The organism is Streptomyces sp. SudanB5_2050 (assembly GCF_964272335.1).
Classification (GTDB): domain Bacteria; phylum Actinomycetota; class Actinomycetes; order Streptomycetales; family Streptomycetaceae; genus Streptomyces; species Streptomyces rochei.
The window spans coordinates 807307-832171 of record NZ_OZ186760.1 but is presented as its reverse complement, the minus strand read 5'-3'; the positions used below and the strand labels follow the sequence as shown (position 1 = coordinate 832171).

The following is a 24865-nucleotide window of genomic DNA, read 5'->3' as shown; positions in this document are numbered from 1 at the left end:
CGCACCCGGCGCGGCCCACCGCCGCGGCCGACGACGAGAGGACCCGGATGCGCCCCCACACCCCCGACGACCGCCCGGACCGGTCGCGCGACCGGCTGCCCACGGGCGGGGGCCCGCGATGACGCGGACGGTGACCGGCCGCACCGATCACGTCGTGGTCGTCGGCGCGGGGCTGGCCGGCCTCTCCGCCGCCCTGCACCTGCTCGGCTCCGGGCGGCGGGTGACCGTCGTCGAACGCGACCCGCTGCCCGGGGGCCGCGCCGGACGGCGCGAACTCGGCGGCTACCGCCTCGACACCGGCCCCACCGTGCTCACCATGCCCCACCTGGCCGACGAGGCGTTCGCGGCCGTCGGCGACCGGCTGGCCGACCACGTCGAACTGCTGCCCCTGCACCCCGCCTACCGGGCGTGCTTCGCCGACGGCGGCACCCTCGACGTGCACACCGACGCCGCCGCCATGGAGGCGGAGGTCGAACGCTTCGCCGGGGCCCGGGAGGCGGCCGGGTACCGGCGGCTGCGCACCTGGCTGACCCGGCTGCACGCCGTGCAGATGCGGCGGTTCATCGACGCCAACTTCGACTCGCCGCTCGGTCTGCTCACCCCCGATCTGGCCCGGCTCGCGGCCCTCGGCGGGTTCGGGCGGCTGGACGCGCGCATCGGGCGGTTCCTGACGGACGAACGGCTGAAGCGGGTCTTCTCCTTCCAGGCCCTGTACGCCGGTGTCGCACCGGCCCGCGCCCTGGCCGCCTACGCCGTGATCGCCTACATGGACACCGTGGCCGGCGTGTACTTCCCGCGCGGCGGCATGCACGCGCTGCCCCGCGCCATGGCCGCGGCGGCGGCCGGAGCCGGGGCCGACCTGCGCCTCGGACGGGACGTCACCCGGCTGGAGCGGTCCGGCACCCGGATCACGGCCGTGATCACCGCCGACGAGCGCATCCCGTGCGACGCCGTCGTCCTCACCCCCGACCTGCCCGTCGTCCACCGGCTGCTGGGCCGCCGCCCGCGCCGGCCGGTCGCCCTGCGGCACGCCCCCTCCGCCGTCGTCCTGCACGCCGGCACCAGGCGCACCTGGCCGCACCTCGCCCACCACACGCTCTCCTTCGGTGCCGCCTGGCGCCGCACCTTCGACGAACTGACCAGGACCGGCACCCTGATGAGCGACCCGTCCCTGCTGATCACCCGGCCCACCGCGAGCGACCCGGCCCTGGCCCCCGAGGGCCGCCACCTCCACTACGTCCTGGCGCCCTGCCCCAACACCCGCACCGGCCCCGACGCCCGTGCCTGGACCGACCTCGCACCCCGCTACCGCGACCGGCTGCTGACCACGCTCGAAGCCCGGGGAATGGCCGGCCTCGCCGCCGCCATCGAGGAGGAGTGCCTGGTGACACCCGCCGACTGGACCGCCCAGGGCCACGCCGCCGGCACGCCCTTCTCCGTCGCCCACACCTTCGCCCAGACGGGACCCTTCCGGCCCCGCAACCTGGTGCGCGGCACGGACAACGCGGTCCTCGCGGGCTGCGGCACCACCCCGGGGGTCGGCGTGCCCACCGTGCTCCTCTCCGGGAAACTGGCCGCCGCCCGCATCACCGGGACACCCGGGCCCCGCACGGCGGCGGGGGGCGGGCGCCGATGACCCGCCGCGAACTGGACGCGGCGGGCATCACCGACCCCGCCCTGCGCACCGCCTACGCCCGTTGCCGGCTCCTCAACGCCCGCCACGGCCGCACCTACTTCCTCGCCACCCGCCTGCTGCCCGCCGACCGCCGACCCGCCGTGCACGCCCTGTACGGGTTCGCGCGGTGGGCGGACGACATCGTCGACGACACGGGAGCCGAGGCGACCACCGCCGAGCGGGCCGCCGCACTCGACCGGCTCGAAGAGGAACTGCGGCGGGCGCTGACCGGCCCGGTCCCCTCCACCGCCCACCCCGTGGCCGCGGCCCTGGCCGACACCGCCGCCCGGTACGCCATCGACCCCGCGCACTTCACCGACTTCATGGCCTCCATGCGCAGCGACCTCACGGTCACCGACTACGCCACCTACGCCGACCTGCGCGCCTACATGCACGGCTCGGCCGCCGTCATCGGCCTGCAGATGCTGCCCGTCCTCGGCACCGTCACCGCCCGCGCCCTGGCCGCCCCGCACGCCGCCGCACTGGGGGTCGCCTTCCAACTGACCAACTTCCTGCGCGACGTCGGCGAGGACCTGGACCGCGGCCGGATCTACCTCCCGGCGGACCTGCTGGCCGCGCACGGCGTCCACCGGGACCTGCTGCTGTGGAGCAGGCGGACCGGCCGCCCCGACGCCCGCATCACCGCGGCGCTGCGCGCCGCCGAGGACCTCACCCGCGGCGTCTACCGCGAGGCCGCGCCGGGACTGGAGATGCTGGACCCGGTGGCCCGGCCCTGCATCCGCACCGCCTACGTGCTCTACCGGAACATCCTCGACGCGATCGCCCGGAGCGGGTACGCGGTGCTGCACCGGCGCGCGGTGGTGTCCCGCCGCCGGCGCGCGGCCGTCGCCGCCGACGGACTCGCCCGGGTGGCCGCCGCCCGGCTGGGGACCGCCGCGCACCGGACACCACGGGGGCCGTCCCGGCCCGACGCCCGTTCCGCGAAGGAGGCCGGATGAGGCCGAACCCGCCCAGCCCGCGCAGGGGCCGATACCCCCTGCGGCTGCGCCGCCGCCCCGTGCCCTGGCAGCACCAGCGCCCCACCTGGCGCGAGGCCCGCCCCGCGATCGTCGCCGACGCCCTCGCACGCGCCCTGGCCCGCCCCTCGGGCAACTGGTACGTCCTCGGCGCGAGCACCGCCGTACGGGCCGACCGTCCGCTGTCCGGCACGGTCGCCGACACCGAGGTCGTCGTCTGGCGGGACGCCGGTGGTCGGCTGGTGGGCGGCCCCGGCGTCTGCCCCCACCTCGGCGCCCCGCTGGCCGACAGCCCGGTGCGGTGCGGCACCCTCGTCTGCCACTGGCACGGACTCGCCCTGGACGGCTCCCCGTTCGCCGGCTGGGAGCCGCTGCCGGTGCACGACGACGGCGTCCTGGTCTGGGTACGGCTGGACACCGCGGGGGAGGAGGAGCCGACACCCGCTCCCGTCGTCCCCGCCAGGCCGGACCGGGCTGCGTCCCTGACGTCCGTGTGGCGCGGGGTCGGCGTCTGCGACCCCGAGGACGTGATCGCCAACCGGCTCGACCCCTGGCACGGCGCCTGGTTCCACCCGTACTCCTTCGTGGACCTCACCGTCGTCGGCGCGCCCGCCGGCGAGGACGACCGGTTCGTGGTGGACGTCTCCTTCCGGCTGACCGGACGGCTCGTCGTGCCCGTGCGCGCCGAGTTCACCGCGCCCGAGCCCCGCACCGTCGTCATGCGCATCACCGACGGCGAGGGCACCGGGTCGGTCGTGGAGAGCCACGCCACGCCCCTGGGCGCGGACGAGCGGGGCAGGCCGCGCACCGCGGTCACCGAGGCGGTGCTGGCCACCTCGGACCGGCCGGGATTCCCCGTCGCCCGCCGCCTCGCACCCGCCCTGCGCCCGCTGATGCGCGCCGCGGCGGGCCGCCTGTGGCGCGACGACCTCGCCTACGCCGAACGCCGCAGGCACCTGCGCGAGCGCGGCCAGTTCCCCGGCTGAACGGAGCAGGAGCGGCATGCAGACCTTCCTCCCCCACCCCGGCTTCCGGGAGTCCGCGCTCGCCCTGGACCGCCGCAGGCTCGGCAAGCAGCGGGTCGAGGCGCTCCAGGTGCTGCGCGGCCTGACCGTGCCGGGTTACGGCTGGCGCCGGCACCCGGCCGTGCGCATGTGGACGGGGTACGAGGAGGCCCTCGTCCGGTACGGACTGGAGATCTGCCGGGTGTGGCGGGAGCAGGGTCACCAGGACGGCGTCGCCGCCTCCCTCGTCGCCGGACTCGCCGCGTGCCGCCCGGGTGAACCGGTGCGGGACCAGGAGGAGCTGGCAGAGGCCGGCGAGTTGCCGCCCTGGCTCGGTGACGAGGCATTCCACCGCAGCCACCGGTCGGCGCTGGTGCGCAAGGACCCGGAGACGTACGCCGGGCTGTTTCCCGGCGTCCCCGACGACCTGCCCTATGTGTGGCCGGCCTCGGACCGGGAGGGCGGGGAGACGGTCGAGGGCGGTTGAGGGGGCGTCAGGTCTGCTGCTCGCCGGCGAGTTCCTTGAGGTCGACGGTCTCGCCGGCCGGCGGCTGCTCGGCCCGCACCGGCTCGTTGTAGTCGCTGAAGGTGACGCTGCCGGGGTTCTTGCCGCCCTCGGTGGTGCTCTTCAGGATGTACGGCTCGCCCTCCGTGGCGACGTACAGGGCGAGGGTCTCGCCGGCGGAGGTCTTCTTGGTCAGCTTCAGGGCCTCCTCGCCGTCGACCTCGGTCGTGCCGTCGCGCTTCATGCCCTGGCGTTCGGACTCGTCCTCGTCCATGGCCGCGATGAAGCCCTGCTTGTCGCAGATCCCGGCGGTCGCGGCGTCGCCCGCCGGCATCTTGACCCACTTGCCGTCGAGCTTCTGCGCCATGCCCTGGGCCGCGTCGGGCTGCTGGCGCAGCGCGTCGCGCCAGTACTGCTCGTCGCCGCGCAGGTAGAGCGTCGCGTCGGCGTGGCGCACATCCGCCCGGGCCCCGCCGGTGCCGATGGTGCCCTCGCAGTTCTTCTCCTGGTCGACCGAGACGTCGAGGGTGACGGTGCCGCCGTTCTCCGGGCGCACGTCGCCCTTCATGTGCAGGGAGTCGGCCTGCTTGGTCGCCTCGACCGCCTTCGCCGCGATGTCGTCGGCGCTCTGCCCCTCGAACGGCTCGCTGCCGCCACCGGAATCGCCGCAGCCGGCCAGTAAGGCGACGGAGACGCTCGCGGTCGCCACAGCGGTTGCCATCTTGATGGTGCGCACGGGGTGTTTCCTCCCATGTCGGTTCATGACCGTCTCATGACTGTCAAATCCCTTGCTGTCCCGATGTGTTGGCATCGGGAGCTTCCGACTACCCCGATTCCTGTGACATGCACGCGGTGGAGAATCCGTGACGGCCGTGTGAGGGCCTGCCGGGCCGATTGGTCCCCGATGAGGCTCGTCCGGTGGACTCCATGACGGGCCGCCGCGCTTTCTACGGTCGTGGCCATGAACGCCACCACCACGCGCGGGTCCCTGCTCGCCGCGCTCGCCTGTCTCCTCGTCGGAGGCTCCTTCACCGCCAACAGCCTGCTCGGCGACTACCCGTACGCGGGCGGCCAGTTCCTGCGCTACGCGCTGGCCTTCCTGCTGCTCGTCCCGTTCGCGGGCCCCGGCGCGTGGGCCCGGCTGCGCACGCTCGGGGCCGGCCGGTGGGCGCGGCTCGCGCTGCTCGCGGCCGTCGGCATGGTCGGCTTCAATCTCGCCGTGCTCGCCGCCGAACGCACCGCGGAACCGGCGGTCCCCGGCGTCTTCGTCGGCTGCGCCCCGGTCGTGGTCGCCGTGGTCGTCCCCCTCCTGGACGGGCGCCGGCCGCAGCGGATCGTGTTCTTCGGGGCGCTGTTCGTGGCCCTGGGCGCCTTCACCGTCCAGGGCTGGGGACGCACCGACGCGGCGGGCATCGCCTTCTCCGTGTGCGCGCTGGTCGGCGAGGTGGGTTTCGCCGTCCTCGCGGTGCCCGTACTGCGGCCGCTCGGCCCTCGTCTGCTGTCCACCGCGGTGTGCGGGATCGCGGCGGTGGAGTCGGCGCTGGCCGGCGTCCTGATCGACGGTGCCGGGTGGCTGCGGCGGCCGGACGCGGTCGAGACCGGGGCCCTGCTGTGGCAGGCGGCGGTGGTCACCGTCGTCGGCTTCGTCTGCTGGTACATGGGCATGCAGCGGATCGGCGCCGAGCGCGCCACCCTCTTCTCCGGTCTGATCCCCGTGGCCGCCGCCTGCACCGCGCCGCTCGTCGGCACCGGTTCCTACGGCGCCGCGCAGGCCGTGGGCAGCGCGCTGGTGTGCGCCGGGGTCGCCGTGGGGTCGGGCGCGCTGCCGTGGCGCGCACGCCGGGGACGGGTACCGGGCGGCCGTCAGCGGGCCTCGGAACGCTCCTTGGAGAAGGTGTAGAGCTCCTGCGAGGTGGTGATCAGCTCCCGCTGTTCGCGCCGGGAGCCCACCATGGGCTGCGAGCCGCGGAGCGGCACCTGGGCGCTCTCCGGCAGGAACCGCACGGTCACCAGGCCGATGGCGCCGGCCGCCATCAGGTAGTAGGCGGGCATCAGCGCGTCGCCGGTGGCACTGACCAGGGCCTCGGTGAGCAGCGGCGTGGTGCCGCCGAACGCCGCGACGGCGAAGTTGAAGCCGATGCCCATCGCCGCGTAGCGCACGGCCGTCGGGAAGAGCGCGGGCAGGGTGGCGGCGCTCGGCGCGGCGAAGCAGGCCAGCAGGGTGGCCAGGAGCAGCACCCCGATGACCGGCTTCCAGGTGCCGTCCGCCTTGAGCAGCAGGAAGGACGGCACGGCGAGGACGATCATCGCCGCGGCGCCGCAGGCATAGAGGGGGCGGCGGCCGACGAGGTCGCTGAGCCGGCCGAGGAAGGTGATCAGCAGCACGATCCACACCATGCCGATCAGCACCAGCACGTCGGCGAAGCCGCTGGAGCGGCCCAGCGTCTCGGTCTGGTACGTGGGCAGGTAGCCGGTGACCATGTAGTTGGTGACGTTGTAGAGCAGCACCAGGCCCATGCAGACGAGCAGCGGGCGCCAGTGGTCCTTGACGATGGTCCTGAACTCGCTGCCCGCGGACTCCTGCGCGAGGCTCTTCTCGTGCTCGTCGAGCTGCTGCTGGAAGGCCGGGGACTCCTCCAGCTTGAGCCGCATGTACAGCCCGATCAGGCCCAGCGGGCCGGCGATCAGGAAGGGCACACGCCAGCCCCAGTCGAGCATCTGGCCGTCGGTCAGCGCCAGGTTCAGCACCGTCACCAGCGCCGAGCCGAGCGCGTAGCCGACGAAGGTGCCGAAGTCGAGCCAACTGGAGAGGAAGCCGCGCCGCCGATCGGGTGAGTACTCCGCGACGAAGGTGGTGGCACCGCCGTACTCACCGCCCGTGGAGAAGCCCTGGAGCATGCGGGCGAGCAGCAGCAGGACCGGGGCGGTGATGCCGATGGAGGCGTAGCTGGGGATCAGGCCGATGGAGAAGGTGCCGATCGCCATCAGGATCATCGTGGTGGCGAGCACCTTCTGACGGCCGACGCGGTCGCCGAGCGGACCGAAGACGAGTCCGCCCAGGGGCCGCACGACGAAGGCGGCGGCGAACGTCGCGAAGGACGAGATGACCTGGGCGGTCGGGGAGGCGTCCGGGAAGAAGACCTTGCCGAGGGTGGCGGCCAGGTAGCTGTAGACGCCGAAGTCGAACCACTCCATGCAGTTGCCGAGCGCCGACGCCCCGACCGCCCGTTTGAGCAGCGGTCCCTCGACGACCTGGACGTCCTCCTCGCGGAACGCCCGCCTGCCGCGGCGCAGGCGCCGGGTCAGTTCCTCGCGCACCTGCCGCGGCATGTTCGCGACCGTGCTCGGCATCTTCGCCCGGCCCGCAGGACCGGACCCGCCGTCGGGCCTCGCGTTCGTCACGCTGCCGCCTTTCTGTTGCTCCGCCACGTTCCGCCTGAGCGAATTCTGCGCCGCGGTGATCGTCCGGCGCATGCGGAGCGGCTGCCCGCGGGCGCGGCGGGTCACACCGTCGGCGCAGGAGCCGTGGGCCCCCGCTTCCGGGCGCGCCGCGGCCCGGCCGGTGCCCGTTCCCGTCCCGGACGGTGCAGGCCACGGCGGGCCGGGGGAGCGGAGGGTGGCGGCGGACGCCCGCACGACGGTGCTCGGCACGGGCCGGCCGCCCGTACGGGCACGGCGACGGACGCCCGGTCCTGGGCCCCGCCCGGCGCCGGAATGGGCTCCCGGGCCCTGCCGGTGGGCCCCGGTCGCCGCCTACCGTCACGGCACCGGACGGGGAGACGACGAGCGGGAGGGCACGGCGTGCGGGTCGGCGGGGCGGGACGGGAGCGCGCGGGCGGTCGCGCCGGACGGGACGGCGGCCAGGGGGCCGTGGAGTACCTGGGCATGGTCGCGGTGGCCGGCGCCGTCGTCCTGGCCATCGCGGGCACCGCCCTCGGCACGGAGATCGACGACCGGATCATGTGCCAGGTGCAGCGGGTCGTCGGCACGGACGGGTGCGGCGGGCACGACACCGAGGGCGCCCCCGGCCCCGACGACCCGCTGCCGCCCGGCGGTGACCCCTTCCAGCCCGCCAAGTGCCTGCTCTCCTCGGAGGAGACCAAGGACACCGTCGTGGTGCAGATCCTGTTCATCAAGATCTCCAGCACCGAGCAGGTCAAGGTGATGCAGTGGTCCGACGGGTCCGTGATGCTGGAGCGGGTCACCAGCACGGGCGGCGGCGTGACCGCGAGCATCGGCGCGGACATCCCGGGCCTGAAGAACTGGGGCGGCGGTGCCTCGCTGGGCGGAAGCTACGTCAGGAGCAGCGGCAGCGGCGGCCGGTGGCTGTTCGACGCGCACGACTCCGACGATCCGCAGGCGGACCTGGAGGCGAACCTCGCCGACGCCAAGCAGTTCGCCGAGTACCTGAAGGCCGCGCACAAGTGCCGCAGCCGTCCGCCGGGAGCCCGTTCCGCGGAGCTGGGCATGATCTGCAGCCACGCCGCGGACGAGAAGAAGCCGGACGTCGACCCGGAGAAGGCCCCGGACGTCGACATCACGAAGACCACCACGGAGATCTCCGGCGAGGTGAGCTTCGGCGGCAAGTACGCCAAGGACGACAAGGCGGTGAAGTCCCTGAAGGACGACATCGCCGCCGAGATCCGCAGGAACAACCCGAAGGCGTCCCCGAAGGAACTGGCGGAGAAGATCGAGAAGGCGCAGGAGACGGTGATCGGCTCGGCGTCCGACACCAAGGACATGGGCAACGGCTCCCTCCAGGGACTGTCCGGCACCATGAGCAAGGACGTCGTGGTGATGCGGGCGAAGACGGGACCGGACGCCGGCAAGATCACCTTCGTCTACACCTTCGAGATGAGCGGCAGGTCCGGGGCCGGCGACCAGACCGGCGCCACGCGCATGCAGCAGATCGCCGTCACCTACGACGCCGAGGCGTACGACCGGGAGACCGAGGAGGGGCTGCCGCACCGTCCCGAGAAGCTGAAGATCACCACGAGCGAGGAGAGCGGCGGCGGCCCCGGCGTCAGCGTCGGTGCCGGAGTCAACACCGGACCCGTCACCATCGACGTCGGCGGCGGTGGCGGCAGCACCGAGACCCGCCTGCACACCGAGATCGCGGAGATCACCCTCACCGACGACACCGACCGCGAGACGGTGGAGGACTGGATCCGCGGGCGCGGCGACAACCCGGCCGGCCAGGGCGTCCCCTCACCGTCCTCCCTCGTCGGCCCGCTGCCCTCGGACGCCGGCCCCATCGACCGCCTGCTGCACGGCAAGGCCCAGATCAGCAGCCTGGACTACGACGTGAACACCGACTGGTGGAACGCCTCGCTCGGCATCGGTTTCGGCGTCTCGGCCGGTTCCCTCAACGCGGGCTTCAAGCTGTTCGGCATCGACGTCACCCATGAGGAGCGCACCCAGACCATCACCGGCAACCCGGCCTACGCGGGCGCGCCCGACGATGACGGCAGCCGTCCCTGGAAGCCGTTCACCAACTGCAGCGAGACCGAGCCGATCACCACCTGAGCCGGGGCACGGCGGAACGCTCCCGCCGCACCCCGGCCGCGCCGGTTCAGGGCTGCACGGGCATGCTCCAGCAATTGGAGCGGGCCGGTTCGCCGGAGAGCCGGTCGGTGAGCCAGGAGATGGCCTTGCCCTGGTCGGCCAGGAGCGGGGCGAAGTGGTTGAGCAGGCCGCTGCCCACGCCCGGCAGCACCACCGGGTCGTAGGTGACCTTCGCGCCCTTGCGGCACCAGTCGACGGCGAGCTGCCGGGACTGGTCGTGGGGCACCAGGTCGTCGGCGGTACCGGTGGCCACGCGGACCGGACTCGCGGGCTTCAGCCCGCCGATGCGCTGCTCGGCGAGGAACGCCTGCAGGGTCGGTTCGGCCCGGATGACGTCGCTGATCGACTGCCCGCCCGTCGTCCAGGCGGTGCTGCTGTCGCCGCCGTACGCGAAGAGCGCGTCGCCGACGCACATCGTCGACAGGTCCTCGAGCGCCGCCTCGCCCGCCCGGTTGATGTACCGGTCGGCGATCGGCCGCAGGTCGGGCTCGCTCTGCAGGAAGCCGTTGAGCGACCAGCCGAGCGCGCCCGCCAGGTCGCCGCCGTCTATCGCCTCGGTGACCTCGACCAGGTCGGCGGGCGGTGCGCCGGCGTACGTGCCCGCCAGGGTCACGTCCGGGGCGTAGGTCGGCTGGAGTTCGGCCGCGGCGGCCGTCGCCCCGCCGCCCTGGCTGTACCCGAAGAGCCCGACCCGGGAGTCGGAGGTGACCGACGCCGAGTCGAGGGAGCGCGCGGCGCGTACGGCGTCCAGGACGGCGTGGGCCCCGTCGACGCGGTTGACGTAGGTGTGCAGCCGGTCGGTGGTGCCGAGGCCGACGTAGTCGGTGACGACGACGGCGACGCCGCGCAGCAGCAGCCGGTAGATGGACAGGTCCTCGTAACCCACCGAGACCGTCTCGCCGTTGAACCGCAGCGGGTGCTCCAGGGCCATCGAGGCGGCGCACTGGTCGCCCTGGCCCATGGTGCCGGGCGCGACGGCGACCAGGGGCCGCGGTCCGGCGCCGCGCCACTCGGCGGACGGCTCGATGTAGGCGCCGGTCACGGCGACCGGTTCGCCGCCCGCGTCGGTGGACTTGTACATCAGGCGGGTCGCCTCTCCCGGGAGGGGACCGCCGAGGCTGGGCAGGCTCAGCGCCAGGGGCAGCGGCTCGCTGCGGACCAGCGCGCCGTCGGCCTCGGGCAGGGTGGCCGGCGGGGTGTAGAAGGCGGGGATCTCGATGCCGCGGGAGACCTCCGTGGCGGTGGCCGGCGCGTCGGCCGCCACGGCGGGGACGGCCTGGGCGCCGAGGCAGAGTGCGACGGTGACCGCCGCGGCGAGGGTGCGTGGACGTGGGGGCATGGCGAACCTCCTGGGGAAGGGCCGGAACCGGTCGTCCGCGGTCCCGTGGGGTCAGGGCCGTGGCCGCGCTGCTCCTGGGGGGTCACGGGACGGTAACCGGACAGGGGTTACCGGGGGTAGCGCCATGCTCATTACGGTTCAGTAACTTGACGTACTGTCTAACAGCGGTCGCTTCGAGGAGGCGGCGCCGCCGTCAGGGCACGGGCCAGGCCCCCCGCTCAACGAGCCCCAGCACCAACTTCGCGATGTTCCAGGCGTCGTCCACGCCTCGGTGGTGCCGCCCCTCCAGCGGCAGCCCGGCGAGGTCGAGGGCCTGCGCCATGCCGGGCCGCTTGCGCAGTCCGTGGGCGCCGGTGAAGACCGCTTTGGCGTTGGTGTGGGTGCGTTCGGCCGGCCGGCCGAACGGGTAGGGCACCCCGTCCGCCGCGCACTGGCGGACGAACTGGTGCCGGTCGTAGTCGCCCCAGCTCGCCCAGGGCCGGACGGCCGCGCCGTGCAGGCGTACCAGCGTGTCGCAGGCGTCGGCGAAGCTCATGCCCGCGTCGGCCTCGGCCTGGGTGATCCCGGTCAGTTCCGTGCAGAACGCGCTGACCCGGGAGCGGGCGGGCCGCACCATGACGCGGTGCCGCTCCACCCGCTCCCGGGCCACGAGGTCGACCACGGCGAGCCCGATCTCGACGACCTCGCTCACCGCACCGGGCGGCGGCTGCCCCGCCCAGCAGGTGGCCTCGACGTCGATGACGTTCAGCAGACGCCCGTGGCCCCCGCCCGTGCCGTACCGGTCCATCCCGGCACCGTACGGGGGCGCACGGGCACCGTCATCCGGATTTCCGCCCGGCCCGCGCCGCTACCGGCGGCTGCGCACCAGCAGGTACAGGAAGTACGGCGTGCCGATGACCGCCGTCATCAGCCCCGCGCCGAGCTGGGACGGCGCGATCACCGTGCGGCCGATCAGGTCGGCCGCGCACACCAGCAGCGCCCCCAGGAGGATCGCGACGGGGATCACCCGCACATGCCGCCGGCCCACGAGGGCGCGGGCCGCGTGCGGCGCCACCAGTCCGACGAACCCGATGGTGCCCGCGCAGGCCACGGCCGTCGAGCTGAGCACGACGCTCAGCACCAGGAACCCCAGACGTCCCGGGGCCAGCCGCAGTCCGAGCAGCCGCGGGGTGTCCTCGTCGAGCGAGACCAGGTCCAGCTCGGTGCGCCGGGCGAAGGCCACGCCGATGCCGACGGCCAGCGCCAGGGCGACCGGCACGACGTCCGGCATGGTCCGCCCGTACGTCGAACCCGACAGCCAGGTCAGGGCCTTGGTGGCGTTGAACGGGTCGGTGAGCACGATCAGCAGGCTGATCAGCGCCGCCGTCCCGGAGGCCACGCCGATGCCGACGAGGACCAGCCGGTTCTGCCGGAAGCCGCCCCGGGCGGCGAGTCCGAAGACGACGACCGCGGTGATCGCGGAGCCCGCGAAGGCCGCGCCCGCGATGCCCCACGTACCGGCGACCGGTGCGGTGGTCACCAGGATCACCGCGCCCAGCGCACCGCCGCCGGTGACGCCCAGGACACTCGGTTCCGCCAGCGGATTGCGGGTGACGGCCTGCACCAGGGTGCCGGCCAGGGCGAGCGCCGCGCCCGCTCCGAGCGCGGCGAGCACCCGGGGCACCCGCGTGTCCAGCACGAAGGTGACGGCCCGCCCGGCCCGCCCCTGCGCCCAGTTGACGACGTCGCCGAGCAGCAGCTTGCTGTCTCCGACCAGGACGGCGGCGATCACCAGGCCGACCAGAACGGCGCCGAGCACGGCGAGGGTGACCAGGAAGACCGTACGGCTCGGGGTCCGCAGCCGGTCGGGCGCGCCGGCCGAGGCGGTGTCCCGCATCCGGATCGCCATCACGACCAGGAACACGGCACCGACCAGGCTGGTGACGACACCGGTGGGCACGGCCACCGAGAGGTCGTCCGCGACCAGCGACCGCAGCAGCACGTCCGAGCCGAGGACCAGGGCCGCGCCGGTCAGCGCGGCGGCGGGCAGCGCGGCACGGGAGCGCGCGTAACCGCGGAACCGGCGGGCCAGCGGCCGGACCAAGGCGGGGGCGCACAGGCCGACGAACCCGATCGGCCCGGCGAGCGTGACCGCCGCGGCGGACAGCAGGGCGGCCAGCACGACGACCGTGACCCGGGTGGCCCGGACCGGGACGCCCAGCCCGCGGGCCGCGTCGTCGCCGAGGGCGAGCGCGTCCACCCGTCGGGCCGTCAGCAGCAGGCCGGCCAGCCCGATCAGGGCGACGGGCAGCATCTGCAGGACGCCGTCGAAGCCGTTCTGGCCGATGCTGCCCTGGTTCCACTGGTAGAGGCCCTCGGTCTGCTCGGGGAAGAGCAGCAGCAGGCCCTCCGTCATGGAGTTCAGGCCCAGCATCAGCGCCGTGCCCGCGAGCACGAGCCGGACCGTGCCGGTGCCGAGCCCGGACAGTCCGAGCACGACGGCCGCGGCGGCCAGGCCGCCGAGGAAGGCGACGCCGGAGGAGGCGATCATCGGCAGGGAGAGACCGGTGGCGCCGGCCAGCCCGAGCGCCAGGTAGGAGCCCGCGTTGACGGCCAGAGTGTCCGGCGAGGCCAGCACGTTGCGGCTGACCGCCTGGAGCACGGCGCCCGCCGTGCCGAGGACGGCGCCGACCAGCAGGCCGGCGGTCATCCGGGGGAGCCGGGAGGCGATGACGACGGAGGCGTCGTCGGGGTCGGCCTGCCCGGTCAGGGCCCGCCACACCTCGGAGGGTCCGACGGCGGCGGTGCCCTGGGTGATGTCGACGACGGCGAGGACGGCGACCAGCAGGACGAGTCCGGCCGTCACCGCGGCCGCACCCGACCGGGGCGTGGGAGCCGTCGAGGGACGGGCAGCGGATTCGGTTGCGGTGACGGCCATGGCCTCGCTACTTCGTCAGCGCGCCGACGACGGAGTCGATGTACGCCTCCATCGAGCCGGGGCCACCGAACATCCAGATACCGTCGTCCAGCCGGTGCACGTCGCCGGCCTCGACGAACGGCAGGGACTTCCAGACGGAGTTCTTGGTGAGCGCGCCCGTGAACGGGGTGCTGTTCTTGTCCTCGTCGTTGGCGATGTAGGCGAACTGGACGTCCTTCGGCAGGGCGGTCAGGCCCTCGACGTCGGTGGCGCCCAGGCCGTAGGCCTCGTCGCCCTTCACCTTCCAGGCGTTCTTCAGGCCGATCGCCTCGTTGACCTCACCGAGGAGCGAGGTGGCGGTGTAGGGGCGGATCGAGACCTGGTTGGAGGTCACGTAACCGTCGGCGAAGGCGATGTCCTTGCCGGCCATCCCGGCGTCGGCCAGGGCCTTCTTGCCCTCGGCGACCTTCGCCTCGAACTCCTCGCGGACGGTCTCGGCCTTGTCCGTGGTGCCGGTGGCCTTGGCGATGAGGTCGACGTTGTCCAGCATCTGCCCGATCTGGTCGGTGCCGTCGGCGGACTTCACCTCCAGCACGGGGGCGACCTCGCGCATCTGCTTCACGGCGGCCGGTGGCAGGTCCGTGGTGGCCACGATGAGGTCGGGGGCGAGGGAGGCGACGGTGTCCATGCTCGGCTCGCCGCGGGTGCCGATGTCCTTGGGGTCGCCCGTCAGCGGGAACGCCTTGTTCCACGTCTTGTAGCCCTTGACGTCCGCGACACCCGCCGGCTGGACACCGAGGGCGAGCAGGCTCTCCACCACGTTCCACTCGGTGGCGACGACCTTGGTCGCGGGGCCGTCGAGCTTCACCTCGACGCCCTTGCCGTCCTTGAGCGTGATGGCCTCGGAGGCCTTCTTCTCGGACTTGTCGGCGGCGGGTTCGGTGGTGCCGCAGGCGGCAAGGGTGAGCGCCGCGGCGGTGGTGGCGGCCGCGGTGAGCAGGAGGCGTCTCATGAGGTGGTGCCGAGCCTTTCGGTTCGTATGTGGTGGCGGCCGATCGGGCGGGTGCGCAGCCGGCCGGTGAGGGGGTCGGTGTCGACGTCGATGCGGATGCCGTAGACGGCGCTCAGCCGCTCCGGCGTCAGTACGTCCTCGGGCGGGCCGTCGGCGACGATCCGGCCCGATTCGAGGAGTGTGATCCGGTCGGCGACGGCCGCCGCCTGGTCGAGGTCGTGCAGCACGACGCCCACGGCGATGCCGTGGTCGTCCGCCAGGTCGCGGATCAGGTCCAGGAGTTCCACCTGGTAGCGCAGGTCGAGATAGGTGGTCGGTTCGTCCAGGAGCAGTACGCCGGTCTCCTGGGCGAGGCAGCTCGCCAGCCAGACCCGCTGCAACTGCCCGCCGGACAGGTGGTCGGCGCCGCGGTCGGCGAGTGCGTCGACCCCGGTGAGGGCGAGCGCCCGGTCCACGGCGGCCGGGCCGTCCGGATCGGGGCGCCCCCAGCGTCCCCGGTACGGATAGCGGCCGAACTCCACGACGTCCCGCACGGTCAGCCCGCCCGGCGTCGGCCGCCCCTGCGTCAGCAGCGCCACGTGGCGCGAGAACTCACGGGAGGTCAGGGCCATGCCGTCGATGCCGTCGTCGATCCTGAGCGTGGCACTGCGGGCCCGCTGCAGCCGGGCGACGGTCCGCAGCAACGTCGACTTGCCGCTGCCGTTGGGACCCACCAGGACGGTCACTTCACCGGGTCTGAGCCTGACGGCCGCGCCGTGCACGACATCGACGCCGTCGTAGGCCACGGTCACGTCCGTGGCCGACAGTTCGTGTCCGCGCAGGCGTGGGCTGCCGGCTGCGTCTTCACCAGATCTCACATGGCGAAGGTTAGCCTAACCTAAAAAGCGCTGGTAGAGGCGGGGGTCACACGGCGGGGCCGATCCCGCCCGGCCCCCGTCCGGCCGTTTCGGGGGACGCTTCCAACTCCCGTGCGACAGACGGGTTTTCGCCAGGAGCCCCCTTCAGAAGGCGTACCGGATGCGCAACCAGGGCGCGTGGGCGGCCACCAGCGCCCGGACCCGGGCCACCGCCTCGGCCTTGACCCCGACCCGGTAACGCACGTTCAGCGCGCCGTTCTCGGAGCGCTTGGCCTGCTGGAGGTCCGGCCGCCACAGCACCTCCTCCGCGCGCGGGTGCCAGCCGAGGTTGACCTCGTGCAGCTCCCGGTTGTGCGTCAGCATGATCACCTCGGCGGCGGCCTGCCGCTTGACCCGGTCCGGCAGCACGTCGTCGAGCTGCCGCAGCAGCTCCGCCCAGGCGCTCTCCCAGCCCGGCCGCACCACCACGGGGGAGAGGTTGAAGTGGACCTCGTACCCGGCGTCCAGGAAGTCGGCCGCCGCGGCGATGCGCTCGGCGACCGGCGAGGTGCGCACGTCCAGCAGCCGGGAGTCGTCCGGCGGCATCAGGGAGAAGCGGACGCGGGTCCGGCCGCGCGGGTCGAGGGCCAGCAGGTCGGGATTGACGAACTTCGTCGCGAAGGACGCCTTGGCCGTCGGCCACTGCCGGAAGGCGTGCACCAGGTCCGCCGTGTTGTCGCAGATCAGGGCGTCCACCGAGCAGTCGCCGTTCTCGCCGACGTCGTAGACCCAGGCCTCGGGGTCGCACTGGTTCGGCTCCGGCTTGGGGCCCTGCCGGGCGATGTGCCGGCCGAGGTGGGCGATGATCCGGTCGATGTTGGTGAAGACGGTGACCGGGTTGGCGTACCCCTTGCGCCGGGGCACGTAGCAGTAGGCGCAGGCCATCGCGCAGCCGTTGGAGGCGCCGGGGGCGATCCAGTCCGCGGAGCGGCCGTTGGGACGGGTGGTCAGCGTCTTCTTCTCGCCCAGGACCAGGGTCTCGCCCTTCACTCGCACCCAGCGCTCCACCCGGCCCTCGTTGCCGTGCAGGCCGGGGATGCGCCAGTGGGAGTCCACCTCGACGACGCGGGCCTCGGGGAAGCGCGCCAGGACCTGCCGACCGCGCGCGGACGCCGCTGCCGCCGGTTCGGCGTGGATCTCGCGGACCGGCAGCAGACGGCGGGCGGCGGGAGAGTCCCGGAAGAGCGGTCCGGCGGGCGCGGCGGACGGCGGGCCGGGCGCCAGGGCGTCGAGGCCGAAGAGGGTGCCGGAGCCGTCGTCCGGTGGCGTGGACGGGTCGTGCATGCGTGCTCCGGGTGCGAGGGTGCGGTGGGGCCCGGCGGTGGCCGCCCGGTCCCCGTCCCTCCACTGTACGAAGTGAACGCGGTCGCCGGCCGTGTCACGCCCCTCGTCGGGGGCATACGCGTGACACGGCACCGGCCCGGTGCCCCCGATCCGAAGGGATGTACACCGTGCTCGCCATCATCGCGGCGGTCCTGTTCCTCATCGCCTGGCTGATCAACGCGGCGGAGGTCTCGACCAACGACATCTTCACCTCGACCAACGTCATGCTCGTCGGCCTCGCCCTGCTGGCCCTGCACGTCGCCGGCATCGGCAGCGGCTGGGCGGCGCGCGGGCGCCGCCGCTGAGCCACCGCGCACGCCCGCGCCGGGCAGTTGCGCGCCCGCGCGTCAGGGGACGCGCGCCACACCCGCGTAGATGCCGCTCTCCTGCGGCGCGGGCGGCTCCTGGCCCTCGCCGTACCACTCCGTGGCCGTGACCAGGCCGGGCGGGAGCATCTCCAGACCGTCGAAGAAGCGCGCCACCTCGGCCCGGGTGCGGAAGCCCAGCTCGATGCCGCCCTTCGCGTACTGGGCGATCACCTGCTCCGCCAGCTCCGGGAACAGGTCGATCGCGGCGTGCGAGAGGATCAGGTGGCTGCCCGGGGGCAGCGTCGCCACCAGTCCGCGGACGATGCCGTGGGCGTCCTCCTGGTCCGTGACGAAGTGCATCAGGGCGATCAGCGACAGCGCGATCGGCCGGTCGAAGTCCAGGACCTGGCGGGCGTGGCGCACGATCTCGTCCGGTTCGCGCACATCCGCCTGGATGTAGTCGGTGGCACCCTCGGGACTGCTGACCAGCAGGGCCTGGGCGTGCCGGAGCACGATCGGGTCGTTGTCGGCGTAGACGACCTTGGCCGAGGGCACCGTCCGCTGGACGATCTGGTGCAGATTCGGGGCGGTGGGGATGCCCGTGCCGATGTCCAGGAACTGGTGGATTCCCCGGGCGGCCAGATGCGCCACCGCGCGGTTCATGAACGCGCGGTTCTGCCGCGCGGCGTCCCGCGCCTCGGGCGGCAGGGTCTCGCCCACCGCCTCGTCGACGGGATAGTTGTCCTTGCCGCCCAGCAGCCAGTCGTAGACCCGCGCCGGGTGGGCCCGGCCGGTGTCGATCACCGGGTGCTGGGAGTGGTCCGTGGTCATGGCAGGCTCCGTGGTCCGAGAGATGACGCTCCGCCGCGATGCGCGATCATCGTACTGCTCCGCCATCGGTGTCATGTGCGGCGCGGGCGGCGGGAGTTGAGCCCGGCCGGTCGGTCGCCGCCCGGCGCGCGGTGCGCGGCGGCCGGTACGCCCACTCCCGGTCGGCGTCGGTGATCTCGCGGATCACCCGCGCCGGGGCCCCGGCGACCACCACCATGGGCGGCACATGCGCCGTCACGACGCTGCCCGCGCCGACCACCGAGCCCCGCCCGACGGTGACCCCCGGCATGATCTGGGCGCCCGCCCCGATCCACACGTCGTCCTCGATGCGCACCGGTGCCGAGAACTGGGTGCCGTCCCGGCGCAGGTCCGGATGGACGGGGTGCCCGGTGGTGCTCACGGTCACGTGCGGCGCGAACATCACCCGGTCCCCGACGAAGACCTCGACGTCGTCGACGAGGGTGAGGCCGAAGTTGGCGTACACGTCGTCGCCCAGACGCACGCGGCTGCCGTAGGCCACGTGCAGCGGCGGCTCGATCCACACGCCCGTGCCCACGGCGCCGAGCAGCTCCCTCAGGAGCGCGCCGCGGCCCTCCTCGTCGCGGGCGCCGGTCCGGTTGTAGGTGTCCGCCAGCTCCTTGCCCCGCGTCCGTTCCTCCGCCAGGCCCTCCAGGCCGGGCGCGCCGTCCGCGTAGAGCCGGTGCGCCGCCATCCTGCGGCGTACGTCCCGTTCGCGGGGGTCCATGGTCATGTCGTCCCTCTCGTGCGGTAGGCGTACGGGTCCCGTCCGCACGGCCGGCGGCCGTGCGGACGGGACCCTTCGCGGGCGGTCGGGGATCAGCCGGCGGACACGTCGGTCACCGTCCAGCGCTGGTTCGCGCCGGAGTTGGGCGGCCAGGTCGTGACGGCCGCGCCCTCGTGCGTCGCCTGGCCGCCGACCTCGAGCAGACGGCCGGTGGCGGCGTTGACCAGGGTCCAGGTGCCGTCACCGGTGGTCGACATGATCCACTCGGTGGCACGGTCGCGCCGGCCGATGTCGGGTTCGGCGACCGGGACGTCGTCGCGTACGGCCAGCCGTGTGCCGCTCCCCGGGTCGGTGAAGACGTAGCGGTCGCGGACGCCGCCGTCCTGGCGCACCGCGCTCAGCCGCCACCGCCGGTCGCTCGTGCCGGTCCCGTCACCGAGGACCAGGCCCCTGCCGTCCGCCGCGACGGTGACGGCCTTGCCGCTCTGCGCGCCGGTCAGCGTGTAGGTGTGGCCCTTGCGCAGCAGCGGGGCGTCCTTCGCGACGCCGGAGACGCCCTTGATCGCGAACGAGGTCACGGACTGCGCCGGCACGGTGAAGGTGGCCGCGCGGTCGCTCACCCTGATCGGGGACCGCTTCTCCAGCTTGCCGTCCGCGCTGGTCACCACGGGCGTGACGGTGGCCCCGCGGCTGACGTCGCGGAACTTCGACAGGTCGAGGGTGACCGTGCGGGCCTCGGTGGTGCGGTTGACGTGGATCACCGAGGCGCCCTTGCCGTCGCGGGTGACGGCGGCGGCGCTGGAGGTGTCGTCCGTCTTGATGAGCCGGTCGCCGGGCTTGATGAAGTGGGTGAAGTTGCGGGCGGTGTCGAACTTGGTGTTGGTCCGGATCGGGCAGGTCTCCAGGGTGTCCTCGGCGGTGCAGTCGAAGGGGAGCTGGATGCTGCCCCAGTTGCCGCCCTTCTCGGACTCGCCGCCGGGCTTCATGTTGTCGTAGTCCTCGACGGGCTGCCAGAACACCCAGGCCCGTGGCTCCAGTTCGCGCAGGTCGTCGACGATGTGCTGGGCGAGGCCGAGGCCGGGCCGCATGTCCTCGAAGTCCTGCCCGTCGCCCCAGTCGCCGCCGACCTCGCTCATCCACAGCGGCTTGTCCGCCGCCTTGGCGAGGTCCCGGACGGTGGTGCGCTGCCCGGTGCCGTAGGTGTGGACGTTCATCCGGCCGACGAGCGCGCGGTCGGCGGGGGAGTAGGCGCTCCAGTTCTTCGCGAAGGTCTGGGGGTTGGTCTCGTCCATCGCCGAGATGTCCGCGCCGACCTTCGCCTCCCTCAGCGCCGGGGCGAGGGCCTGGAGGACCTCGCGCTGCAGCTCGGGGCCCATGTGCGCCCCTTCCTGCCGGCCGCCGACGGGTTCGCCGTCCGCGCCGAGCCGGGTGCCCCAGTAAGGGGTGTTGGGCTCGTTGAACGGGTCGACGGTGTCGACCTCGATGCCCTCGGCCCGCTCCAGCCGCTCGGTCGCGCCGGCCAGATAGGCGGCGAAGTCGTCGACCGACTCGGTCTTCAGCTGGTCGGCGGAGGAGTCGAAGCCGCCGGAGACGTAACCGCTGACGGTCATGAACCAGGGCGGGGAGTTGCTGAACGTCTCCCAGTGGTCGATGTCGTCCTTGATGCGCTCCACCCACCAGCGCTGGGTGGCGTCGGCGTCCTCGTTCCAGTCGGCCGGGTCGTCGGCGCTCCACCAGTCGGTGTCCTCGCGGGTGGTGCCCGCGGGCGCCTTCCACCAGCCCTCCACGGCGCCGCCGGCCCGCAGATAGTCCTTCACGTCCGGGGCGTTGCCGCCACCGATGTTGTAGCGGGCGATGTTCAGGGCCAGACCGTCGTCGTCGAAGAGGAGCCGGGCCAGCTTCTCGCGGATCTCGGGCGGGTAGTCGCCGGTGGCGTTGGCGAACCAGACCAGACTGGTGCCCCATCCCTGGAACGGCTCCTGCCGGTACGACGGGTCCGGCCGGACGGTGACGGAGGCGGCGTCCGGTGCCGCGTCCGGTCCCGCCTGGGCGGGAACGCCGATCAGGGAGGCCCCCGTGGCCATGGCGGTCAGGACTGCGCCCGTCAGGAGGCGTCTGCTGCGGGTACGGCGTGCCATCGTGTGCTCCCAACTGGAAGGTGTGGTCGCTGCGGTGGCCCCCGCCGCCCGCTGCGCGGGCAGGAGGGGGTGGCCCCGGAGCAGGGCGTGCCGCTCCGGGGAGTCGGTGGGTGTCGCGTCGGAGCCGGGTGGCTCAGCCGGTGGTCGTGCGCAGCACGGCCACGCCCCGGGGGGCCAGGACGACGGCCCCCTCGTCACCGGTGCCGCCGGCCAGGACCTGACCGGTGAGCCCCGGGACGGCCACCGTCTCGTCGGTCCGGTTGACCAGGAACAGGAACCGTCCGCCGGGACCGCGGCGCACGGTGGCCTCGACCCGGCCGCGCACCTCGGCGGGCAGGTCGCTCCCCACCCCGGCCGGCTCCAGCAGCCGCGGCAGCAGGGCGGCCAGCCCGTCCGCGCCGAGCCGGGTGGAGACGTAGGCGGCCGATCCGCCGCCCGTCGCGCGCCGGGTGACGGCCGGGCGGCCCGCCTGGGCGCCGGTGCCGTAGTGGGCCAGTACCTCGGTCCCGGGCGCGGTCACGGTGATCCGGTCGGTCCACAGCGCGCCGCTGCCCACGCCCTCCACCTCCACGGTCCGCCCGTCGGGCAGCGGACCGAACTCCTCGATGCGGATGCCCAGCAGGTCCCGCAGCGCACCCGGGTAACCGCCCAGCCACACGTGGTCGTTCTCGTCCACGACGCCGGAGAAGTACGTGGTGACCAGGTGCCCGCCCTGTTCGGTGTACCGGGTGAGTTCCTTGGCCAGCTCGGCCGTGACCAGGTGCAGCACGGGGGCGATGACCACGCGGTGGCGGCCGAGGTCGGCGCCGGTGGGGACGACGTCGGCCCGGATGCCGAGGGACAGCAGCGCCGAGTACCAGTCCAGCGCCTCCCGGTGGTAGTCCAGCAGCGAGGTGGGGTGCGAGTCCTGCTCGCTCGCCCACCAGGACTCCCAGTCGAAGAGGATGCCGACCTCGGCGGGCTCCCGCTCGGACCCGGCCACCGGCGCCAGCGTCCTCAGCGTGTCGCCGAGCGCGGTGACCGCGCGGAACAGGTCGCTGTCCGCCCCGGCGTGCGGGACCATCGCCGAGTGGTACTTCTCGGCACCCGCCGCCGACTGGCGCCACTGGAAGAAGCAGACCGCGTCGGCGCCGTGCGCGACGTGCGTCAGCGAGTCCCGGGCCAGCTCGCCCGGCTCCTTCGCCAGGTTCACGGGCTGCCAGTTCACCGCGCTGGTGGAGTGCTCCATCAGGAACCAGGGCCGCCCGCCCGCGATGCCGCTGGTGAGGTTCGCCGAGAAGGACAGCTCGTCGCGGTCCCGGGGGCCGGGCACCACGTAGTGGTCGTTGGCGACGAAGTCCACCTCGGCGGCCCAGTCCGCGTAGTTCATGCCCTTGATGCCGGGCATCACCATGAAGTTGGTGGTGACGGGGATGTCGGGCGTCAGCTCCCGCAGGATCTCCCGTTCCGCCCGCAGGTGGTCCTTGAGGGCGTCCGACGAGAAGCGCTTGAAGTCCAGCTGCTGGGTCGGGTTGGGGTGGGAGGCGGCCAGCCGCGGCGGCAGGATCTGCTCCCAGTCGCTGTAGCGCTGGGACCAGAAGGCCGTGCCCCAGGCGTGGTTGAGGGCGTCCAGGGTGGCGTACCGTCCGCGCAGCCAGTCGCGGAAGGCACGGGCGGCGTCGTCGGAGTAGTCGTAGACGTTGTGGCAGCCCAGCTCGTTGCTGACGTGCCAGGCGACCAGGGCCGGATGGCCGGCGTAGCGGGTCGCCAGCTCCCGGACCAGGCGCAGGGCGTGCTCGCGGAAGACCGGCGAGGTCGGGCGCCAGTGCTGGCGCGCGCCCGGCCACAGGGTCTCCCCGCGGTCGGTGACCGGCAGGATCTCCGGGTGCGCGGTGGTCAGCCACGGCGGCGGGGAGGCGGTGGCGGTGGCCAGGTCGACGCCGACGCCGTTCGCGTGGAGCAGGTCCATCACGTCGTCGAGCCAGCCGAAGTCCCACACGTCGGCGGCGGGCTGGACGCGGGCCCAGGAGAAGATGCCCACGGACACGATGTTGACGCCGGCCTCGCGCATCAGCCGTACGTCCTCCTCCCACACCTCCCGGGGCCACTGCTCGGGGTTGTAGTCGGCGCCGTAGGCGAGGCGGGGGGCGGGCGCGCCGTCCGTCCCGCGAGAGAGGCGGGACAGGAGGGTGGAGATCATGGCGGTCCAGGTCCTTCCGGTGTGCTGCGTCGGCTGTTCTCGGCTGCTTCTCGGCTACTTCTCGACGGTGAAGCCCTGCTCGGTGCCGTACTTGACCGACGCCTCCTGCCAGGACTTCAGGCCCTCGGCCAGCGTGGTGCCCGAGACATACGCCTTGCCGACGGTGTCGTTGAAGATCGAGTTGGCGTACACCTGGTACGGCAGGTACGACCAGTCGTCGGCGACGTTCCCGGCCGACTCGGCGAAGATCTCGTTGGCCTTCTGGCCGCCGAAGTAGGGGAACGCGGTGTTCTGGAACTCGGCGGACTCCAGGTCCGCGGTGGTCGCCGGGAAGGCTCCGTTCGCCAGCCGGGTCTGCACGCCCTTTCCGGCGCTGGCGTACTCGACGAAGGCGTACGCCAGCGCCTCGTCCCCGCCCAGCTCCGGCAGGGCGAGGGCGCTGCCGCCGTTCTCCGCGCTCGCCGTGGCGCCCGCGGTCCACTGCGGCAGCGGGGCGACGCGCCAGTCACCGGCGGCCTCCTTCACGCCCGAGGCGAGGTTGGCGGGCATCCAGGCGCCGGTGGCCAGGGTCGCGATGGTGCCGTCGCCGAGGCCCTTGTACCAGTCGTCGGTCCAGCTGGTGACGGGGGCGAGCAGCTTCTCGTCGATGAGCTTCTGCCAGGTGTCGGTGAAGGTCTTTGCGCCCTGGTCCGAGAAGTCGATCTTCACTTCGGTGCCGTTCACCGTGTAGGGGCGCGAACCGGCCTGCCAGAGCAGGCTGGTGGCGAATCCGGCGTCACCGGTGTCGGCGGTGATGTACGCCTTCGGGTCGGCCTTGTGCAGCTTCCGGGCGGCGTCCAGATACTCGGCCCAGGTGGTGGGCACCGCGATGTCGTACTTGTCGAAGACCTTCTTGTTGTAGAACAGCGCCATCGGGCCCGAGTCCATCGGCAGGGCGTAGACGCCGTCCCCGCCGGCCTTCACACCGTTCCACGGGCCGGGGGAGAAGGTGCCGGAGAGCTTGTCGGCGCCGAAGCCCTTGAGGTCGGTGAGCTGCTCGGTCAGCGCGTACTGGCCCATCGCGTAGTACTCGATCTGCGCGACGTCGGGGACGCCCTTCTTCGCCGATATCGCGTTCTGCAGCGCGGTGTACTGGTCGGCGTTGGTGCCCGCGTTGACGAGGTCGACCTCGACGCCGGGGTGCTCCTTCTCGAAGTCGGCGGCCACCTGCTTCAGCGTGGGCTCCCACGCCCAGACCGTGAGGGTGCCGCCCTTCTCCAGGGCGGCCCGGATGTCCTCCTGGGAGACCGTCTCGCGGCCGGACTCCCCGTCGTCGGAGCCGCAGGCGGTCACCCCCAGGGCGAGGGCGCAGACGAGGCCGATGCCGCGCAGCAGGCGGCGCGAGTGCTTGTGCATGGGCGAGCTTCCACTTCTTCGTGGGCCGGGACCGGCACCGTTGAGGGTTGGCGGGGCTGGGGGACGGGGGGAGGGGC

Annotated in this window: 20 protein-coding genes; 7 read left to right on the top strand and 13 right to left on the bottom strand. The window is 73.4% G+C overall.

All coding sequences use genetic code 11. The features are described 5' to 3' along the window. Positions 1-118: 118 nt before the first annotated feature. From crtI to ACFZP7_RS03415, 4 genes are read left to right on the top strand one after another with little or no spacing between them, the layout of a single operon-like run. A complete protein-coding gene (gene crtI / locus ACFZP7_RS03430; protein WP_029392872.1) occupies positions 119-1636 on the top strand; it encodes a phytoene desaturase family protein in 1518 nt (505 codons plus the stop codon). Next, positions 1633-2634: a phytoene/squalene synthase family protein gene (locus ACFZP7_RS03425; RefSeq protein WP_019324140.1), complete on the top strand. Its 1002-nt coding sequence runs from the start codon at positions 1633-1635 to the stop codon at positions 2632-2634. Before crtI ends, ACFZP7_RS03425 begins: the two co-directional genes overlap by 4 nt. Continuing rightward, positions 2631-3638 (top strand): DUF5914 domain-containing protein, encoded by a 1008-nt coding sequence (locus tag ACFZP7_RS03420; protein ID WP_062136108.1) that lies wholly within the window; start codon positions 2631-2633, stop codon positions 3636-3638. The genes ACFZP7_RS03425 and ACFZP7_RS03420 overlap by 4 nt, the downstream gene beginning before the upstream one ends. A gap of 16 nt (positions 3639-3654) precedes the next feature. Further along, positions 3655-4143, top strand: coding sequence for an MSMEG_6728 family protein (locus ACFZP7_RS03415; protein WP_125536794.1), 489 nt, complete (start codon positions 3655-3657; stop codon positions 4141-4143). 7 nt (positions 4144-4150) lie between these two features. Here ACFZP7_RS03415 and ACFZP7_RS03410 read toward each other — a convergent pair whose 3' ends face one another. Then, positions 4151-4897, bottom strand: a complete 747-nt coding sequence (locus tag ACFZP7_RS03410) for a hypothetical protein (protein WP_385633815.1) — start codon at positions 4895-4897, stop codon at positions 4151-4153. A gap of 225 nt (positions 4898-5122) precedes the next feature. On the opposite strand from ACFZP7_RS03410, the gene ACFZP7_RS03405 reads away from it, so the two are divergent. Beyond that, positions 5123-6061, top strand: coding sequence for a DMT family transporter (locus ACFZP7_RS03405; RefSeq protein ID WP_385633814.1), 939 nt, complete (start codon positions 5123-5125; stop codon positions 6059-6061). Here ACFZP7_RS03405 and ACFZP7_RS03400 read toward each other — a convergent pair. Next, complete coding sequence (locus ACFZP7_RS03400) at positions 6025-7512, bottom strand: MFS transporter (RefSeq protein WP_385638323.1); 1488 nt, start codon at positions 7510-7512, stop codon at positions 6025-6027. The genes ACFZP7_RS03405 and ACFZP7_RS03400 overlap by 37 nt on opposite strands. 450 nt (positions 7513-7962) lie before the next feature. On the opposite strand from ACFZP7_RS03400, the gene ACFZP7_RS03395 reads away from it, so the two are divergent. Next, entirely contained in the window at positions 7963-9687 is a 1725-nt protein-coding gene (locus tag ACFZP7_RS03395) for a hypothetical protein (protein WP_385633813.1), read from the top strand. A 46-nt stretch (positions 9688-9733) separates the two neighbouring features. Here the strand turns inward: ACFZP7_RS03395 and ACFZP7_RS03390 are convergent, their stop codons facing one another. The 6 genes from ACFZP7_RS03390 to ACFZP7_RS03365 form a co-directional block, all read right to left on the bottom strand. Then, positions 9734-11065 (bottom strand): lipase family protein, encoded by a 1332-nt coding sequence (locus ACFZP7_RS03390; protein ID WP_193449600.1) that lies wholly within the window; start codon positions 11063-11065, stop codon positions 9734-9736. 193 nt (positions 11066-11258) lie between these two features. After that, a complete protein-coding gene (locus tag ACFZP7_RS03385; RefSeq protein ID WP_385633812.1) occupies positions 11259-11852 on the bottom strand; it encodes an exonuclease domain-containing protein in 594 nt (197 codons plus the stop codon). A gap of 60 nt (positions 11853-11912) precedes the next feature. After that, positions 11913-13982, bottom strand: coding sequence for an iron ABC transporter permease (locus ACFZP7_RS03380; protein ID WP_385633811.1), 2070 nt, complete (start codon positions 13980-13982; stop codon positions 11913-11915). 7 nt (positions 13983-13989) lie between these two features. After that, positions 13990-14973, bottom strand: coding sequence for an ABC transporter substrate-binding protein (locus tag ACFZP7_RS03375; protein ID WP_385633810.1), 984 nt, complete (start codon positions 14971-14973; stop codon positions 13990-13992). Beyond that, positions 14970-15830 carry an ABC transporter ATP-binding protein gene (locus tag ACFZP7_RS03370; protein ID WP_037822485.1) on the bottom strand — a complete coding sequence of 287 codons (861 nt, stop codon included), beginning with the start codon at positions 15828-15830 and terminating at the stop codon, positions 14970-14972. The genes ACFZP7_RS03375 and ACFZP7_RS03370 overlap by 4 nt, the downstream gene beginning before the upstream one ends. A gap of 144 nt (positions 15831-15974) precedes the next feature. After that, complete coding sequence (locus ACFZP7_RS03365; protein WP_030973563.1) at positions 15975-17153, bottom strand: spore photoproduct lyase family protein; 1179 nt, start codon at positions 17151-17153, stop codon at positions 15975-15977. 158 nt (positions 17154-17311) lie between these two features. On the opposite strand from ACFZP7_RS03365, the gene ACFZP7_RS03360 reads away from it, so the two are divergent. After that, positions 17312-17497 (top strand): hypothetical protein, encoded by a 186-nt coding sequence (locus tag ACFZP7_RS03360; RefSeq protein ID WP_019324154.1) that lies wholly within the window; start codon positions 17312-17314, stop codon positions 17495-17497. Between the two features lie 42 nt (positions 17498-17539). On the opposite strand, the gene ACFZP7_RS03355 is transcribed toward ACFZP7_RS03360, so the two are convergent. From ACFZP7_RS03355 to ACFZP7_RS03335, 5 genes are all read right to left on the bottom strand, one after another. Then, on the bottom strand, positions 17540-18331 hold the full coding sequence (locus ACFZP7_RS03355) for an SAM-dependent methyltransferase (RefSeq protein WP_385633809.1): 792 nt from the start codon (positions 18329-18331) through the stop codon (positions 17540-17542). A gap of 46 nt (positions 18332-18377) precedes the next feature. Continuing rightward, positions 18378-19082: a sugar O-acetyltransferase gene (locus tag ACFZP7_RS03350; protein WP_385633808.1), complete on the bottom strand. Its 705-nt coding sequence runs from the start codon at positions 19080-19082 to the stop codon at positions 18378-18380. An 86-nt stretch (positions 19083-19168) separates the two neighbouring features. Further along, a complete protein-coding gene (locus ACFZP7_RS03345) occupies positions 19169-21214 on the bottom strand; it encodes a glycoside hydrolase (protein WP_385633807.1) in 2046 nt (681 codons plus the stop codon). Between the two features lie 133 nt (positions 21215-21347). Next, positions 21348-23393 carry a beta-galactosidase gene (locus ACFZP7_RS03340; protein WP_385633806.1) on the bottom strand — a complete coding sequence of 682 codons (2046 nt, stop codon included), beginning with the start codon at positions 23391-23393 and terminating at the stop codon, positions 21348-21350. 54 nt (positions 23394-23447) lie between these two features. Next, the gene (locus ACFZP7_RS03335) at positions 23448-24788 is read right to left on the bottom strand and encodes an ABC transporter substrate-binding protein (protein WP_019324159.1); all 1341 of its coding nucleotides are present in this window, start codon (positions 24786-24788) and stop codon (positions 23448-23450) included. Positions 24789-24865: the final 77 nt, after the last annotated feature.